The sequence below is a fragment of the Agrobacterium sp. LR_9 genome, assembly GCF_041954855.1.
GTDB lineage: Bacteria > Pseudomonadota > Alphaproteobacteria > Rhizobiales > Rhizobiaceae > Agrobacterium > Agrobacterium leguminum.
Window position 1 is genome coordinate 33,076 of sequence record NZ_JAVAYA010000024.1, and the last position, 17,481, is coordinate 50,556.

Sequence of the window (17,481 nt, forward strand, 5' to 3'; positions counted from 1 at the left end):
TTGCCCCGATCGCCGTTGACCGGTGCAAAAAACAAGAAGCAAGAGGCGTGCCAGTTTATAAAAACCAGATTATATTATTGAAAATAAAAGAGTATTTTTTAAAATCAATCTACTGATTAAATTTTAATCAGCGTGCTTTCTGTCTTCCATTTGTGCAAAGAGCAGAATCCTGCGCTTGAAATTTGCGCAGCCCGCAAGGCAAGACGCCGCTTACGTCTCGCCTGAAGTCGGAGAAAACGGTGCGGCGGTGCGCACGGAAAAGGCGTTCACGTAGCCTGCAATGTCGGCGGGATCGAATATGAGGCCATCCACGAAACGGTCCTGCTCTTCCTGCCCTTCGATGCGGATATCGGCATCGTCAGGTGCATTGGCGTCGCCAAGCGCCGCCCGATAAATATCCGGCCGGTAGGCAGACAGGGCGGCCTCCACACCGGCCTGGGAAAACTCGGCCTGCCCCCAGCGGATCATCTGGCTGTAGATCCACAATGCCTGGCTCTGGCGCGGATAATTGGCGTGACCATCGTGGAAGATGAAATAATTGTCGATCACCCGGCGGTTGCCCTGGCTGTCGATACTGAATTCACCGGCAAGCACACGGCGAATGATACCTTCCGGTGCGCCGATATAACGGGGATCGGCAAGGGCAGCGCTGAGATCATCGTGATTTTCGGCTAGGTCGCACCAGCGCGCGGCGGCATCGAGCGCCTTCAGCAACCGTCCGACCGTTTCCTGCTGGTTTTCCGCCCATTCGGGTCGCATGCCGATGACTTTTTCCGGTGCGGAAGGCCACAAATCCTGCTTGGCCGCAACGATCCGGCCGACACCGCGCTCGGCGGCGACGATGTTCCACGGCGCTCCGACGCAGAAACCGTCAATGGCCCCTGCGGCAAGCGCATCCGAGGTCAATGGCGGCGGCACGACCACAAGCTTGACATCGTGATCGGGGTGAATGCCGCCGGCGGCAAGCCAGTAGCGAAACTCGTAATTATGCGATGAAAATGGATAGGTCATGCCAAGCGTCGGCGGCGGTTCGCCGCGGGCGCGCATATCATCGAGCACCCGCTTCAACGCCTCGGCATTTTCGAGCGCTCCGGCCGTTTCGGAAAGCCCGGTCAAAGTCTTCATCCGTGCAAACAGCCGGGTCGAAAGCGTGATCGCATTGCCGCCGCGCCCGAGTGAAAAGGGCGTGATCGTCGGCGACGGATTTGAGCCAAGCCCGAGCATGGAGGCGACGGGCATTGGCGACAGCATGTGGGCGATATCGAATTGCCGAAACGCCAGCCGGTCGCGCACATTCGCCCAGGAAACATCCTTGACGAGATCGAGCGAAAGGCCTTCGCGTTCTGCGAAACCGAATTCGGCCGCAGCAATCAGGACGGATGCGTCGACAAGCGGAATAAAGCCGGCACGCAGAATTTTCTGCCGGTCGCTGCCGACGATTGCCGGTGCTTGCGTTACGCCGCTGTCTGATCCAGCCGTTTTTTCCGGTGCCGCCATATCATTCACTCCACACTGTCCGACCGGCGGTTCGTTACATCAACAGACCGGCCGCGGTGACCACGCTTTGCGCGATCTCGGAAATCTTCTTCTTCTCGTTCATTGCGGTTTGCCGCAAAAGGGCAAAGGCCTCCTCTTCGGAAAGGCCGCGCATCTTCATCAGAATGCCCTTGGCGCGCTCGATGACCTTGCGTTCCTCAAGCGCCGATTTCGCTTCGGCAAGTTCCCGCTGCAGACGGCTGAAGGCATTGAAGCGGCTGACCGCCATGTCGAGAATGGGCTTGACCCGCTCCTTCTTCAGCCCGTCCACCACATAGGCGGAAACGCCCGCCTCGACGGCCGCCTCAATGGACGCGGTGTCGGAGCGATCGACAAACATGGCGATCGGCCGGCCGACCGTGCGGGTAAGCTGGAACAGATGCTCCATCATGTCACGATTGGGATTTTCGAGATCGATGAAGATGACATCGGGCTGCAGCGTCTCGATGGTGCGCGCCACCCCGTTCACCTCGTGGATGACGGTGACGCGATGATAGCCGGCCTCGCGCAGCCCCTCCTCGATGATGGAGGCGCGGATCGCGTTTTCGTCGATAACGAGAATGGTCAGGTCGCGAAGCGTCATGTCAGCATTGATGACGCAGCGCAGCAAACTTGGCAATCGGCTGCGGATGCAAAAAATGGCGGGAGCGGCAAGGGCCGTTTTTTCCCCTGCCGCCCGTCATGTCAGGAAGCGTGTTCGACGGCGCGTTCAAGCGCCTTCAAAACCGTCCGCTCGGACAGATTGAGATAGATTTCCATCTCGTCGCCGGCCTCTTGCGCCTTGCCCTCTTCCATCAGCGACAGGATCTTGCTGTTCATGTCCACGAAGGGAGAATGAAGCTGTTCGGGATCTTTCAGCAAACCGAAACAAAGCCTGAGTTCAGCGGCGATACGCTCGTAAAAATCGCTGAGGCGAGCGCTGTCGAGAAGATCGACGACGGCGGCGTGAAATTTCATGTTGGCGCTGCCCACACCCAGCCAGTCTGCATCTTCACGCTTGACCTTGGCGTCCTCGACCGCTGCCCGCATCGTCTTGATTGCGGGATGCTTGTGCCAGGCCTGGCGAAGTGCGCCGCATTCCACCATGCGTCGCACCCGATAAATATCGATGACCGAGGACATGGTGGGAACGGCGACGAACACGCCGCGATTTGCCTCGTGGCGCAGAAGCCCGTCCTTGGTCAACAACCGGAAAGCTTCGCGCAGCGAATTGCGCGAGACGTCGAAACGTTCACTGAAGGCTGCCTCTGATAGGCGCTGTCCCGGCATCAACTCGCCGGAGATCAGTAGGGTGCGAATACCCTTGGCCAATCGATCCGCAAGCGGCAGACCCTCTATCGTTTCGGTCATGGCGCTCCTTTCCTTAAGAGCAATGCAGCATCGGGAATTCCGTGACAGGCATGTTCGGACACGGCATGATTGCCCATAGCACAAAGCATTAGCAAAGCACGAAAAAAACGTGATTAAATCCTGCTCATTACGTCCAACAAATGGACAAAATGAAAGAACGATAACTTTATATTGTTGAACAAAGTTGACAATTTCGCAGAACAGGACAAGATCGTCCGCATAAAGCATCCGCGAGGGGCGGATTGCGACAGGAGCGGAGAAAATCCATGGAGCAGAAAAAGCTCACCCCGACTGCCGATGTGAAAATGTCAAAACGCGCATCCCTGATGGGCGCGATCTTCCTGATGGCGACATCCGCCATCGGTCCCGGCTTCATCACGCAGACGGCGACATTCACGACCCAGCTCGGTGCCGCCTTCGCCTTCGGCATCCTTGCCTCCATCCTCATCGACTTCGTCGTCCAGCTCAACATCTGGCGTATCGTGACGCTGACGCGCATGCGCGCATCCGATATTGCCAATGCCGCTATTCCCGGCTCCGGTTATCTTCTGGCCATTCTCGTCATTATCGGCGGCCTGTTCTTCAACATCGGCAATATTGGCGGCACCGGCCTTGGCCTGAACGCCATTTTCGGGCTGGACCCGAAAATCGGCGGCGCCATCAGCGCGGTCTTTTCCATCGCCATCTTCGTTTCCAAACGCGCAGGCCTTGCCGTCGACCGGTTCATCATTTTCGCAGGCATCCTGATGATCGTGCTGACACTTTATGTGGCCTTCGTTTCCGCACCGCCGGTGGGTGACGCCTTCCGCCAGACCTTCCTGCCGGATACGATCAATTTCGCAACCATCACCACCATCGTCGGCGGCACCGTCGGCGGCTACATCACCTATTCCGGCGCACACCGGCTGCTGGACCGGGGCATGGTCGGCATCGAAAACCTGCCTGCCGTCAACCGCGCGGCGCTGACCGGCATCGCCGTCACGGGCGTCATGCGCTATGTGCTGTTCCTCGCCATTCTCGGCGTCGTCGCCAGCGGCGTCATCATCGATACGTCGGGCCAGGCCGCCAATCCGGCCGCACAGGCCTTCCGTTCGGCCGCGGGCGATCTCGGCTTCCGGCTCTTCGGCATCATCTTCTGGGCAGCGGCCATCACCAGCGTCATCGGCGCGGCCTATACCTCGGTTTCATTCCTGCCCGTCTTCAAGCAGGACATGACCGAACGTGCCCGCAACATGGCGACGGTCGTTTTCATCGCCGTCTCGCTTGTCTGCTACCTGCTGATCACCACGCCGCCCGCCGCCATGCTGGTCTTCGTCGGCGGCCTGAACGGCCTCATCCTGCCCATCGGCCTCAGCATCTTCCTGTTCGCCGCATGGAAACGCGAAGACCTGATGGGCGGCTATCGTTACCCACGCATCCTGCTTGTGCTTGGCGTTCTGACCTGCGCATTGACATGGTACATGGGCTACAAGTCCGCCGGCACCATCTTCGGCCTGCTCGGCCTGTAATAAACTAGTGTTTTACGCATTTTCCGGACGCAAAACCGCTACGCACTTTTGCTGGAAATGCTCTAAAGGGAGGCAAACATGGCCGCTATCGATCTCAACAGCGATCTTGGCGAAAGTTACGGCGCATGGCGCATGGGAGACGATGAGGCGATGCTCGCCATCGTTTCCAGCGCCAACATCGCCTGCGGATTTCATGCCGGCGATCCGGCCGGTATCTACCGCACCGTCAAGGCCGCCGCCGAAAAAGGCGTGGTCGTTGGCGCCCATGTCTCCTATCCGGACCGCGTTGGCTTTGGCCGCCGCGATCTGGACGCGACCTCGGAAGAACTGATCGCCGATGTCATCTACCAGATCGGCGCACTGAAAGGCGTCGCCGCCGCTGCCGGCACAACGGTGCGTTACGTGAAACCGCATGGCGCGCTTTACAACCGCATCGCCAACGATGCGAAACAGGGGCAGGCCGTCATTGACGGCATCAAGGCCATCGATCCTTCGCTGGTGCTGATGGGTCTTGCGAACGCGCCCATCCTCGATCTTGCCCGCAAGGCAGGTCTTGCCGTCGTCGCCGAAGCTTTCGCGGATCGCGCCTATACGCCTCAGGGCCAACTCGTCTCCCGCCGCGAAGCCGGTGCCGTGCTGCATGACGCGGCCAAAATCGCCGACCGCATGGTGCAGCTTGCCCGCGAAGGCACGCTGGAGGCCATCGATGGCAGCATCATAAAAATCGAAGCGCAATCCATCTGCGTGCACGGCGACAGCCCCGGTGCCGTCGCCATCGCCCAGGAAATCCGCCGCCGTTTCGAGGCTGATGGCATCGACATCCGCTCTTTCGCATCCAATCGTTGAAAGGATAGCCGATGACGATACCGACATCCTATCTCAACCACACCAACGCGGACGCCGCACGAAAGGCCCGTGCGACCTATCGCGACGGCCTCGTCGCCCCAACTTCCGGCATTGCACCCGGCTTCACGCAGGCGAACATGATCGTGCTGCCGCGCGACTGGGCCTTCGATTTCCTGCTTTACGCGCAGCGCAATCCCAAACCCTGCCCGGTGCTGGACGTGTCCGATCCCGGTTCGCCCACCACGCTGCTCGCGCCCGGCGCAGATCTGAGAACCGACCTGCCGCTCTACCGCATCTGGCGGGACGGCAAGCTCGTCGAGGAAACAGCGGATGCAACCGCCGCCTGGGCGGAGCGTGACGATCTCGTCGCCTTCCTGATCGGCTGCAGCTTCACCTTCGAAACGCCGATGGTGGAAGCGGGCATCGAAATCCGCCATATGACCGACAAGAGCAATGTGCCGATGTATCTCACCAACCGACCCTGCCGCCCGGCCGGTCGGCTGAAGGGCAATATGGTCGTTTCCATGCGGCCGATCCCGGCCTCGCGGGTCGCCGATGCTGCGACCATTTCGGGACGTTTTCCGGCCGTACACGGGTCGCCCGTGCATGTCGGCGCACCGGAAGAGATCGGCATCACCGATCTTGCAAAGCCTGATTTCGGCGATGCGGTGCGGATCGAGCCGGGCGAAGTTCCGGTGTTCTGGGCCTGCGGCGTCACACCCCAGGCCGCCGTGATGGCGTCGGGCGTACCCTTTGCGATCACCCATGCGCCGGGGCACATGTTCATCACCGACATTCCCGATTCAGCCTATCACGCGTGAGGACATGATGCGTTTTCTCCCCGTCAGCCTCACCACCATTCTTGTCGAACTTGCCGATCTCGATGAAACGCTGGCGCTTTTCGCCTCACTTCAGAACAATCCGGTCGAAGGTATCGAAGAGACCGTGCCGGCTGCCCGCACCCTGATGATCCGCTTTCGCCCTGAGAAGATCGGTGCCGAAGCGCTGGTCGCGCGACTGGCAAGCCGCGATCTCTCGGCAAAAATCGCGCCTTCGGACAATCTCGTGGAAATCCCCGTCCACTATAATGGTGAGGACCTTGCCGATGTTGCCGAACTGACCGGCATGAGCATCGAAGAGGTCATCCGCCGCCACACCGAAAGCGAATTCACTGTGGCCTTTTGCGGGTTCGCTCCCGGCTTCGGTTATCTGGTCGGCGGCGATCCGGCGCTGCATGTGCCACGCCGGCAAAGCCCGCGCACCCGCATTCCGGCAGGTTCGGTGGCGCTGGCCGGCGCCTTCAGCGGCGTCTACCCGCAAAACAGCCCCGGCGGCTGGCAGATCATCGGCACCACGCCGGTGAAGATGTGGGATATAGACCGCGATCCCGGCGCGCTTTTCCAGCCGGGTTACCGCGTGCGTTTCTTCGACATGGACAAGGCCGGCAAAACGGTCGACATCCCCGTCTCGGAACCGCGCAGCGCCGGGAAAGACCAGGCAAAAGCAGGCCCGCATTTCGAGGTGCTCGCAGCCCCCATGCCCGCCATCTTTCAGGATCTCGGCCGCTTCGGCCAGACCGGACAGGGCGTTTCGGCCTCCGGCGCACTGGATCGTGGCGCGTTCAATGCCGCAAACCGCATCGTTGGTAACCCCGTCAACACGCCCTGTCTCGAACTGACGCTCGGTGGATTTTCCTTTAAAAGCACGAGCCGCGCCGTCATCGGCATTGCAGGCGCCCCCTGCCCCGTCACCATCACCACGGCAGATCGCAGCTTCGCGGCAAAGACCCATGGCCCGGTGCCGCTCGAACCCGGTGATGTGGTCACTTTCGGCCAGCCGCCAAAGGGCATGCGCTGTTATCTTGCGGTGCGCGGCGGCTTCGATGTCGAGCCGGTGCTCGGCAGTTTCGCAACGGATACGCTGGCTGTCGTCGGCCCAGAGCCGGTGGGTACAGGCGCCATCCTTTCCCTCAAAGGCGAAAAGACCGGCCTTTCCAGCGTATCGATCGACGAGGTTCCGGCCTTCGAAGCGCCGGCAATGGGCGAGGTCGTCACGCTGGACGTCGTTCTCGGCCCCCGCACCGACTGGTTCACGCAGAAGGGCGTCGAGACGCTGACCGGCCAGCTCTGGCAGGTCACGCCGCAATCGAACCGCGTTGGCATCCGCCTTGCCGGCGACGTGCCGGTGGAGCGCAAGGACAGCGCCGAATTGCCGAGCGAAGGCACGGCGACAGGGGCGATCCAGATTCCCCATAGCGGCCAGCCGGTTCTCTTCCTTGCCGACCATCCGCTAACCGGCGGTTATCCCGTCATCGGCGCGGTCGCCGAATATCATCTCGATCTTGCGGGACAAATCCCCGTCAACGCCAAAATCAAATTCCACCCAATCGGCCCCTTCGCCGAAATCGCGGCCAAGAACACAGAATTCCGAGGAGAAGAGCGATGAAAAAAGTGCTGATTGCCAATCGCGGCGAGATCGCGGTCCGCATCATCCGCGCATGTCGCGATTACGGCGTGCAATCGGTCGCCGTTTATGCCGATCCCGATCAGGATGCGCTCTTCGCCCGGCTGGCGGATGAGGCCTATGCGCTGGAGGGCGTGCGTCTCGCCGAGACCTATCTCGATATCGCCAAGCTGATTGCGATTGCCCAACGCGCCGGTGCGGATGCCATTCATCCCGGTTACGGTTTCCTGTCCGAACGCGCCGAATTTGCGCGTGCCGTTCTCGATGCCGGCCTCATCTGGATCGGCCCCGACCCGCATGTCATCGAGGCACTGGGCGACAAGGTAGAGGCACGGCGCATTGCCACCGGCGTCGGCGCACCGCTGGTCGCCGGCAGTGACGGCCCGGTTTCTTCCGCTGCCGAAGTCACGGCCTTCGCCGAAGAACACGGCCTGCCCGTCGCCGTCAAGGCGGCCCATGGCGGCGGCGGTCGCGGTCTGAAGGTTGCGTGGAAGATGGAAGAGATCGCCGATCTCTACGAATCCGCCGTGCGCGAGGCAACGGCCGCCTTTGGCCGCGGCGAGTGTTTCCTTGAGCGCTTCCTCGACCGGCCGCGCCATATCGAGGCGCAGGTTCTGGCCGACAAGCATGGCAATGTGCTCATCCTTGGCACCCGCGATTGTTCGTTGCAGCGCCGGAACCAGAAGCTGATCGAAGAGGCTCCTGCCCCGTTCCTCTCCGCCGAACAGCGGCAGAAAATCCATGCGGCTGCAAAAGCTATCTGCGCCGCTGCAGGTTATTCCGGCGCCGGCACCGTCGAATTCCTGCTCGGCGTCGATGGCACGATTTCCTTCCTCGAGGTCAATACGCGCCTGCAGGTGGAACATCCCGTTACCGAAGAAACCACCGGTATCGATCTCGTCATCGAACAGTTCCGTATCGCCGAAGGCCATAAGCTGCGGGTCCTCGAAACGCCGGAACCGCGTGGACATTCGATGGAATTCCGCATCAATGCCGAAGACCCCGGCCGGGGCTTCCTGCCGACCCCCGGGTCGATCTCGGTTTTCGACGCCCCTTCCGGTCCCGGCATTCGCGTGGATAGTGGCGTCGTCAGCGGCTCCAGCGTGCCGGGTGTGTTCGACTCGCTGATGGCGAAGCTGATCGTCACGGGTGCCGACCGCGATCAGGTTCTGCGCCGCGCCCGCCGCGCGCTCAAAGAATTCCGTATCGAAGGCATCGCCACGGTGCTGCCCTTCCATCGGGCCGCAATCGAAACCGAAGACTTCATCGGCACGGACGGTTTCAAGGTTCACACCCGCTGGATCGAGACCGATTTCGCCGCCATGCCGGATGCCATGGAGCGCCCGGCACCGGCCGACGACCCTTCCGTCACCCGCACTTTTCTGGAAATCGACGGCAAGCGTGTATCGGTCGGTCTGCCCAGCCTGCTGCTCTCCAGCCTCGGTGCGGTTAGCGGCGGCGGCGCGATTGTTCACGGCACCGCCGGCCCCAAGGAAAAGGAGGGCGAAATCACCGCCCCGGTTTCCGGCACCCTGCAGTCCTTCAAGGTAAAAGACGGTGATGCGGTGTCGCAAGGCGATCTTCTGGCCGTCATGGAAGCCATGAAGATGGAGACGCAGATTATCGCCACCAAGGCCGGCAAAGTTCGCCTCATTGTCAAGGAAGGCGACTATCTGCAGGCGGGCGCAGCCCTTCTCGAGATAGCCGGCTAATATACGGACAGGCCACCGGCCTCACAATTGCAGATCGCGCATGGCTGGCGGCGGAACCCTTTCGCCGCCGGGCCGTTTATGGCGCGACCTGCTAACGACTGTGAGGGAAATATGGCCGGACGCACCTTGCTTCAGTTCTTCCATTGGTATTATCCGGACGGAGGGAAATTATGGAGCGAGGTGGCCGAAAAGGCGACAAGCCTTGCCAAAATGGGCATCACCGATATCTGGCTGCCACCCGCCTATAAGGGTGCTGCGGGCGGTTATTCGGTCGGTTACGATACCTACGATCTCTTCGACCTCGGTGAATTCGACCAGAAGGGCACCGTCGCCACCAAATATGGCGATCGCGCCGCCCTCGAACATGCGGGCCGGACGCTGAAGGAAAACGGCATCCGCGTCATTCATGACGTGGTTCTCAATCACAAGATGGGTGCGGATGAAAAGGAAAAGGTACGGGTTCGCCGCGTCAATCCCGAAGACCGTACCGAAATCGACGATGAAGACTTTCAGGCGCTGGCCTTTACCCGCTTCACCTTTCCCGGCCGCAACGGCAAACACTCCAAATTCATCTGGGATTTGAAGTGCTTCAGCGGTGTCGATCATATCGAAGAGCCGACCGAAGACGGCATTTTCCGCCTCGTCAATGAGTATGGCGATGGGGAATGGAATGAGGAAGTCGATCAGGAAAACGGCAATTTCGATTATCTGATGGGTGCCGATGTCGAGTTCAGGAACCGGGCGGTTTACGAAGAGCTCAAATATTGGGGCCGCTGGCTCTCCGAGCAGGTGCAGGTCGATGGCTTCCGCCTCGATGCCGCCAAACATATTCCGGCCTGGTTCTTCCGCGACTGGGTCGGCCATATGCGCGAAACGGTCGATCCCGATCTTTTCGTCGTGGCGGAATATTGGCACCCCGATCTCGAGGCGTTGAAAAGCTATCTGGAACTCGTCGACAAGCAGCTGATGCTTTTCGATGTCGCCCTTCACCACAGCTTCCACGATGCCTCGAAACAGGGCGGCGATTTCGATATGCGCAGCATCTTCGATGGTTCGCTTGTTTCCGCCGTTCCCGACCATGCCGTCACGCTGGTCGACAATCACGACACGCAGCCGCTGCAATCGCTGGAAGCGCCGGTGGAGCCCTGGTTCAAGCCTCTTGCCTATGCGATCATCCTGCTGCGCGAAGAGGGTGTGCCCTGCGTCTTTTATCCCGATCTGTTCGGCACGAGCTATACCGACACCGGCAATGACGGCAACGAGTATAAAATCGATATGCCCGCCATTGAATGCCTGCCGAAACTCATCGAGGCCCGCAGCCGTTTCGCCAACGGAGCCCAGACGGATATTCTCGACGATGCAAGCTGCATCGCCTTTATTCGCCACGGCGCCGCCGATGCGCCGGGCTGCGTGGTGGTGATGTCGAATGGCGAGCCGGCGGAAAAGCAGATCGATCTCGGTCCCGATCACGCCGGGGCGGTCTGGCATGACTTTCTCGGGCACCGTGAAGAACGGATTACCCTCGATGAGAGTGGCAAGGGCGTCTTTCCCACCAATGGCGGCAGCGTCAGCGTCTGGGTTGCCACCGATTCCGAGTGAGAAACAAGCTTTCCGGTTCGGAAATCCCGTTCATTCCGCAGAAACGAGGCGGCGCGGACCTGCGCCGTCATCGGCCAGAACATCGTTCGGATTGCGCAACGGACAATCATCCAGCGAAAGACACCCGCAACCGATACAGCCGGTCAGCTGATCGCGCAGCATGATAAGGCTGTTGATGCGAAGCTGCAGCATTTCCCGCCAGGATTGGGAAAACCTGCGCCAATCGGCCGTCGTTGCCACCCGATCCTGCGGCAGATCGGCCATCGCATCCCTGATGATGCTGAGCTGTATACCCGCCCGCTGCGCGATGCGGATGATGGCGATACGCCGCAGGACGGCGCGATGATAACGACGCTGGTTACCGGCGGTTCGCCAACCTTCAATCAGCCCCTTCGCCTCGTAAAAATGGATGGTGGACACGGCGATGCCGCTGCGGCGGGCAACCTCCCCAACCGTCAGGCTGTGCTTGAATACGGTATTTTCCATTCTGGCTCCTGCTTCCGTAACGATTTCCGCTCGGAAAACGCGGAAACATAGTAAAGAGCAGCCGGTATAATTCCTCAACCATAGTTGAGGTCAATAGGCGATAGCCCAAAAAAAAGAGGCGCCCAAAGGCGCCTTCAAATTTCGTGAATGTGGCCACGGATCAGAACTTCGCTGTCATGCTGATCCAGAAACGGCGGCCTTCCATGACGGTGTTGAAATCGTCGGTGCCGACATCCTTGTCGAAGACATTGTAAATGGCGGCATTGAGGTCGACATTTTCGGCAACCGCATATTTCGCGCCGATATCGAGGGTCGTGTAGGCGTCATATTTACGCCCGGCCTTGCCGTTGATCGTCACAGGCGTGCCGTTGGTGCCGATGCGCGGGCCGGCATTGATTTCCGACCCGTGGTAGTTCAGCGAGGCCCAGGCTTCCAGACCGTCGATTGGGGTCACCCAGTCGCCGCGCAGATTGGCCATATGTTCCGGCGTGCGCGCCAGCGGGAAACCTTCATAATCGCCGGTTTTCTGTTCGGAATGGGTATAAGTATAGTTGCCGCGCAGCGTCAGGTCCGGCGTCGCATACCATGTCGCCGTCAGTTCCACGCCCTGAATGACCGCATCGTCGATGTTGTAATTATACCAGAGACGATAGTTGCGGTCTTCGCTCCAGCGGGCCGGTGTTCCATCCGGATTGAGCACCAGCGCGTTGGAAATCTTGTCCTTGAAATCGGTGTAGAAATAGGTAGCGCCGAGAGCGACGTCGCCATTGTCCCAAAGCGCGGCCACTTCATAGCTCGTGCTCTTTTCCGCCTCGAGGTTGGGATCGCCGATGATCACGCCGCAGGTGCCGCTCGGGCCATAGGTGCAACCGCCACCACCCGTCGTATAGGCGTAACCCGGTGCGATCTGGCGGATTTCCGGGGCGCGGAAACCGGTAGAGATGCCGCCCTTGATGGTCAGTTCCTCGGTCGCGCTCCAGACGCCATAAAGGCGCGGGCTGAAATGATTGCCGTATTTCTCGTGATTATCGAGACGAAGACCGCCCGTCAGCGCAAAATTATCGACAATGCGCCATTCATCCTCAAGGAAGAGCGCCCATTGCGTCGCCGAAAATGTCTCGTCGCGGCCGGTGCGGCGTCCCGGGTTCTGGTCGGTCAGCCGCGCCTCGAAATATTGTCCGCCTGTGACCAGCGTGTGGTTGCCGAACAATTCGAACGGCGTCGTGAACTTGCCATCGAGAACGGTGTTGCGCACTTCCGGCGAGCGCGGGTTTTCTGTCACGCGGCCGGTGCGGATATTTCTGGTGAAGTTGGTACGCTCCGCCCATTCCTGCTGGAACGAGAATTCGGATGTGGTCGGCCCCCAGCGGCCGGTATGCGACAATGACCAATGGTCGCGCGTGTTGGTATTGTAGGTGCCGTTGGCGTCGGTTGCCGCCAGCGTGTCGCCGGGCTCGGCGCTGCGCCGCAGCCGCGTCTTGCCGCCTTCGAGATAGATGTCGTGATCCTCGTTCGGCGTAAACGTCAGACGACCGTTGAAATCATATTCCTTGGCGCCCGTGGTGCCGCTCAGAATACGGTCTTCGCCGCGTGTGAAACCCCTGCCCCAGAGCTGCAGACCGAGCTGGTCCTTCAGGATCGGTCCGTTAGCGTACCAGGAGACCTGGCCGCTATTGCCGAATTTGGAATGCTGCTGAACCGTGCCTTCGGTGGTGACGGAACCTGACCAGACATCGCCGACCTTGCGGGTGATGATGTTGATGACACCGCCCATGGCATCCGAACCATAAAGCGAGGACATCGGCCCGCGCACCACTTCGATGCGCTCGATCGCCGAAACCGGCGGCACGAAACTCTGTTCGAAACCGGAATTGCCGTTGGTGCGGGCATCGCGCGTGCTCTGCCGCTTGCCGTCAACCAGAACCAGCGTGTAAGCACCGGGCAGACCGCGAATGAAAATATCCTTTTCATTAGCAATGCCGGTGACGGATACGCCCTGAACTTCCCGCAGGGCATCGGTCAGATCGCGATAGGACCCCTTTTCCAGATCTTCCCGCGTCACAACCGTGATGCTGGCCGGAGCGTCCTTCACATTCTGCTCGAAACCGGATGCGGTGACGACGATCTGCTGAAGAACCGTGTTCCCCTCAGACGCCTGCTGCGCAAAAACGGGCAGAGCAATGCTAAGGGCCGTTCCCGCCATTGCTGCCGAAAGACCGGCCTTTATTACCGTCGCGGACTTTTCGCGGCCGCGGTACTTCAATTCCATGTTATGCCCCCGCATTTAACTTGAGAATTTAACCCCACTTATTTAGGAGGGAGTGCGGGCGCAACGCGTTTGTTTTCGAACAGTTCTAAATTCCAGAAATTGCAAAAAGGGCTCCCCGGACAAGCGGTGGAGTAAAAAAATCGCAAGATGACAACCGGCAAGAGAAAAGATGAACCAGCTTCCACGACAAGGCCCGACAGGCTTGGGCAGCTGAAACTACTTGTCGCTTTCGATGCGTTGTTGCGGGAAGGCAGCGTCAGCCGCGCGGCGGCGGGCATGGGACTGCCGACATCTTCCATGAGCCGCATCTTGCAGCAGCTGCGCGAAAGATATGGCGATCAGCTTTTTCTGCGCACCGGTCAAGGCCTGCGTCCCACCCCCTTTGCCGAAAACATGCGGCTGCGCATTCGTTCGCTGGCGGCGGAGGCCGAGAACCTTATCGACTATTCGCAGGAAAAACCCGCCGCCCCGGCCAACGCCAGTGCAAGCGGCTGGGAGCGGCCCGTGCTGATGAAGGCGCCGCCGCTTTCGCTTCGCCCCAGCGTTCTTCTGGAAGGTCAGCCAACACCGGAAAACATCGCCGACCGTCTTGCGCGCATCGGCCACAATGCCGATCCGCAGCAGAGGCTTGCCAAATATATCGCAACCTGCGCGATGGGCATCGGCAACAGCCGCCCGCTCAGCCAGGTGGAAGCGATGGATGCGCTCTCGATCATTCTCGACGGCGATGCCGACCCTATACAGATAGGCGCGCTGCTCGCCACCATGAATTATCGCGGAGTGACCGCGGCGGAGCTTGCCGGTTTCATCGAAGCCATGTGGCGACATATAGAGAGGGACCAGCAAGCTCCTGCATCGGCGGATCTCGACTGGCCCGCTTATATGTCGCCGAAACATCGCGATGCGCCGTGGTTCCTCCATTCCGCGCGTCTTGTCGCCATGGCGGGATACAGCGTCCTGCTGCACGGGCATGTGGGGCAGGGAGAAAACGGCGGCAAGCTTGAACTTGCAGCACAGGCCTGCGGCATTCCCCTTTGCCACTCGCTTTCGCAGGCGGCGAAAGCCACAGCCTCGGAACGCATCGCCTACCTGCCGATCGGTGGTCTGTCCCAGCAGTTTCAAAGCCTGCTCGGCCTGTACGGCATTCTGGAGATGCGCCTGCCGCTCAACACGGTCGTGCATCTTCTCAATCCGCTTCGCGCCAGAAGCACGATCATCGGCGTCGCCCGCCCGTCCTATCAGGAACTTCATCGGGACACCGCGCGACTGCTTTCGGTGGAAAACCTCGCCATTCTCGGCAATACGCGGGATTTCGCGCAATTCACGCCGTTTCGCAGCACCCGGATTTTCGGTCTTTCGAAGGGCAGGGATGTGGAATTCATCGTTCCCGCACGCGAAACGCCGCCCGCCGAAATGCCGACCATGTTCACAACCTTCGAATATTGGCGGGCGGTCTGGACGGGCGCCGCAAGGGACGAAAGGGCAGAAACCATTATCATCTCGACGGCAGCCATCGCGCTGATGCTGGTCAACGATATGGCGCTGCCCTTCGAGGAAGCCTATGCCCGCAGCCTTCGGCTCTGGAACGACAGGGCGCGCAATCTGGTCAACGCCTGATCAGCGATCAGGCATTGGCGACCGCCCTTTTCAGCGCCAGATATTCCCAAAGGGCGACAAGCAGAAGAATTGCCGTGCTCACCAGTTGCAGCACGAAAAGCGGAATACCCGGCACCGGCAAAAGCAGGCAGAGCGCCGCCACGCCGGCAAAATGCGAAACCGGGCGCTGATAGGCGACGGCGATCTTGACGCCGATATTGCCGGCCAGAAACAGGACCGGACCGCCGAGAATGGCAAGCGCCTCGCGCATCGTTGCGCCATCCCGCGCATGGGAGAGGCTGAAATCCTCACCCACCGCCGTCAGGATGATACCGGCCACGATGGGCAAATGCCCGTAGTTAAAAAGATTATGGGCGATCTTCGCCTTTTCTTCGGCATTCTCGGCTTTTCTCGACGCCTCCTCCTGCCCGTGATGGAAATAAATCCACCACATCGCCACGGTACTGACGAAAGCGGAGCAGAAGACGATGAACGTCAGGCCCGAATTCATATATTCGGTGGCCGTGCGTCCCGTGGTCAGGATCGTTTCGCCAAGGCAGATGATGACGAAGAGCGCACATCGCTCCGCCAGATGCTCGCCGGAAAGATGCAGCCTGTCCTCGTCGCTCGAGGCTACGCCCGGCACGACATAACGGCAGGCGGGGCCGGCATATTCAATTGCAAGTGCGATGCCCCACAGGAGAATGCGATCCGCCAGATCGACAAGCCCACCGGCCAGCCAGAACAGGCTCGATACCACGAGCCAGATCGTCACGCGCACGAAGACCAGATAAGACTGCCGGTCTTCACCCCTGAACGCATAGAGGGCGAACAGGCTTCGACCGACCTGCATCACGCTGTAGATCAGGGCGAAGACAAGGCCCTGTTCCGCAAAAGCCTCCGGCAGCGCGATGGCCAGCAGAACGCCGCCGAACATCAGCACGAACAGCAGGATCCTGACTGGCTCCTTTTCCGTGTTCAGCAGGTTTGTGATCCAGGTGGTGTGTATCCACAGCCACCAGAGCGACAATATCAGGATGCCAGCCTCAAGCGCAGCCGTCGGCCCAAAATCCTTGGCCAGCGCGTGGGAGAGCTGGATCAGCGCGAAAACAAAGACCAGATCGAAGAACAGTTCGGGGAAACTGGCTTTGCCGGCGTCCTGGCCCTCCTGCCTTATCCAGCTTTCCGCATCCGCTTTGCGTCGTTGAAGCTCACCCCCGGTTCTCATTCCACCTCCGCCGCAAGATTTCGACCGGTCTTCTCACCACGCCCCCTCACCGTTGCGATAAAGCCTCTTCGCTCCCCGATACAACCGGGTTCGACCTTCGGCCGGGAAACTCCAGCGCCCGCGCATTGTCGGGATAAAAGCGCGGCCCAACCAGACGGACTTTCTTCCCAGAGACGTCGGTAATGTAGTTCGGGGTCACAGCCTTGGGCGAAAGTGGAATGCTGTCGGCGCTGGAAACCGCAAGCGTGCTGACCTCGAGAGGCTGGGCAATTGCAGGCAGGCTCGTCATCGCGGTGAGTGCGGCTGAGATAATAAATGATCTGGGAAACATGGGGCGCATATCCTGGCACAGTTAGTTGCGCCATAAACAGCCCTCGCCCGCTTTGGTTCCGCCGCTCGTCAGCGATCCCCATCAAGGTAGGAGCTATATTGAACATAGTCGGCGCTCGGTTGCCCACCGACAATCTCCGGCGGTCGACCTTCACCACCGGGCAGATGGCCAGTGTTTTCGAGCTCCGCTCTCAGGAGCTTTTCGATAGCCCTTTCCCGCGGCAAGGCGTTATCCGCCATGTAGAGGGCGACGGCCAGTTCCATGTCATCCGGAAAATTCATCAGCTCAGCCATCCGTTCAAGCAATCAAGCCCAAACGCAGGACCTTGCAGAAAGTTCAACTTCGCCGCCCTCGGCGCGGGGCTTTGTCTGTCGACAGTGCATTTACTTCCGACGGGCCATATCGTGGTTTTGTGGCGCCCGCGTATGCACTTCTATTCAGTACCACATGCCTGTTTTGCCAGGTGCTCTGCGCAGACAAATTGCGCTTTCCGCTCCTCTCGTCGCAATTTCGACGAAAAACACCCTCGACTCAAGCGATTGAAACCAATCACGGAA

The 17,481-nt window shown here is 60.0% G+C and carries 15 protein-coding genes; 7 read left to right on the plus strand and 8 right to left on the minus strand.

Annotated elements, in window-relative coordinates; translation table 11 throughout:
• Positions 1 to 210 precede the first annotated feature (210 nt).
• From RAC79_RS21495 to RAC79_RS21505, 3 genes are all read right to left on the minus strand, one after another.
• Positions 211 to 1,497 (minus strand): CmpA/NrtA family ABC transporter substrate-binding protein, encoded by a 1,287-nt coding sequence (locus RAC79_RS21495; protein ID WP_142845581.1) that lies wholly within the window; start codon positions 1,495 to 1,497, stop codon positions 211 to 213.
• A gap of 34 nt (positions 1,498 to 1,531) precedes the next feature.
• Complete coding sequence (locus RAC79_RS21500) at positions 1,532 to 2,119, minus strand: ANTAR domain-containing response regulator (RefSeq protein WP_003519752.1); 588 nt, start codon at positions 2,117 to 2,119, stop codon at positions 1,532 to 1,534.
• A 101-nt stretch (positions 2,120 to 2,220) separates the two neighbouring features.
• The gene (locus RAC79_RS21505) at positions 2,221 to 2,886 is read right to left on the minus strand and encodes a GntR family transcriptional regulator (RefSeq protein WP_065656665.1); all 666 of its coding nucleotides are present in this window, start codon (positions 2,884 to 2,886) and stop codon (positions 2,221 to 2,223) included.
• A 266-nt stretch (positions 2,887 to 3,152) separates the two neighbouring features.
• On the opposite strand from RAC79_RS21505, the gene RAC79_RS21510 reads away from it, so the two are divergent.
• From RAC79_RS21510 to amyA, 6 genes are all read left to right on the plus strand, one after another.
• Positions 3,153 to 4,394, plus strand: a complete 1,242-nt coding sequence (locus tag RAC79_RS21510; protein ID WP_142845582.1) for an NRAMP family divalent metal transporter — start codon at positions 3,153 to 3,155, stop codon at positions 4,392 to 4,394.
• A gap of 78 nt (positions 4,395 to 4,472) precedes the next feature.
• Positions 4,473 to 5,240: a LamB/YcsF family protein gene (locus tag RAC79_RS21515; protein ID WP_059758319.1), complete on the plus strand. Its 768-nt coding sequence runs from the start codon at positions 4,473 to 4,475 to the stop codon at positions 5,238 to 5,240.
• Between the two features lie 11 nt (positions 5,241 to 5,251).
• On the plus strand, positions 5,252 to 6,061 hold the full coding sequence (locus RAC79_RS21520; protein WP_080857581.1) for a putative hydro-lyase: 810 nt from the start codon (positions 5,252 to 5,254) through the stop codon (positions 6,059 to 6,061).
• 7 nt (positions 6,062 to 6,068) lie between these two features.
• On the plus strand, positions 6,069 to 7,685 hold the full coding sequence (locus RAC79_RS21525) for a 5-oxoprolinase/urea amidolyase family protein (protein ID WP_142845605.1): 1,617 nt from the start codon (positions 6,069 to 6,071) through the stop codon (positions 7,683 to 7,685).
• Complete coding sequence (locus RAC79_RS21530; protein WP_142845583.1) at positions 7,682 to 9,415, plus strand: biotin carboxylase N-terminal domain-containing protein; 1,734 nt, start codon at positions 7,682 to 7,684, stop codon at positions 9,413 to 9,415. Before RAC79_RS21525 ends, RAC79_RS21530 begins: the two co-directional genes overlap by 4 nt.
• Before the next feature lie 111 nt (positions 9,416 to 9,526).
• Positions 9,527 to 11,014: an alpha-amylase gene (amyA, locus tag RAC79_RS21535; protein WP_142845584.1), complete on the plus strand. Its 1,488-nt coding sequence runs from the start codon at positions 9,527 to 9,529 to the stop codon at positions 11,012 to 11,014.
• 30 nt (positions 11,015 to 11,044) lie between these two features.
• On the opposite strand, the gene soxR is transcribed toward amyA, so the two are convergent.
• On the minus strand, positions 11,045 to 11,500 hold the full coding sequence (soxR, locus tag RAC79_RS21540; RefSeq protein WP_003519761.1) for a redox-sensitive transcriptional activator SoxR: 456 nt from the start codon (positions 11,498 to 11,500) through the stop codon (positions 11,045 to 11,047).
• 160 nt (positions 11,501 to 11,660) lie between these two features.
• Positions 11,661 to 13,769: a TonB-dependent siderophore receptor gene (locus tag RAC79_RS21545; protein WP_174037135.1), complete on the minus strand. Its 2,109-nt coding sequence runs from the start codon at positions 13,767 to 13,769 to the stop codon at positions 11,661 to 11,663.
• Between the two features lie 147 nt (positions 13,770 to 13,916).
• Between RAC79_RS21545 and RAC79_RS21550 the strand changes: the two genes are divergently transcribed.
• Positions 13,917 to 15,386 carry a glycosyl transferase family protein gene (locus RAC79_RS21550; protein ID WP_078052200.1) on the plus strand — a complete coding sequence of 490 codons (1,470 nt, stop codon included), beginning with the start codon at positions 13,917 to 13,919 and terminating at the stop codon, positions 15,384 to 15,386.
• Between the two features lie 7 nt (positions 15,387 to 15,393).
• Here RAC79_RS21550 and RAC79_RS21555 read toward each other — a convergent pair whose 3' ends face one another.
• The 3 genes from RAC79_RS21555 to RAC79_RS21565 form a co-directional block, all read right to left on the minus strand.
• Positions 15,394 to 16,593, minus strand: coding sequence for a low temperature requirement protein A (locus RAC79_RS21555; RefSeq protein ID WP_174040132.1), 1,200 nt, complete (start codon positions 16,591 to 16,593; stop codon positions 15,394 to 15,396).
• Between the two features lie 46 nt (positions 16,594 to 16,639).
• Complete coding sequence (locus RAC79_RS21560) at positions 16,640 to 16,924, minus strand: hypothetical protein (RefSeq protein ID WP_080858172.1); 285 nt, start codon at positions 16,922 to 16,924, stop codon at positions 16,640 to 16,642.
• A gap of 68 nt (positions 16,925 to 16,992) precedes the next feature.
• Positions 16,993 to 17,205, minus strand: a complete 213-nt coding sequence (locus RAC79_RS21565; RefSeq protein WP_065656707.1) for a hypothetical protein — start codon at positions 17,203 to 17,205, stop codon at positions 16,993 to 16,995.
• Between the last annotated feature and the right edge of the window lie 276 nt (positions 17,206 to 17,481).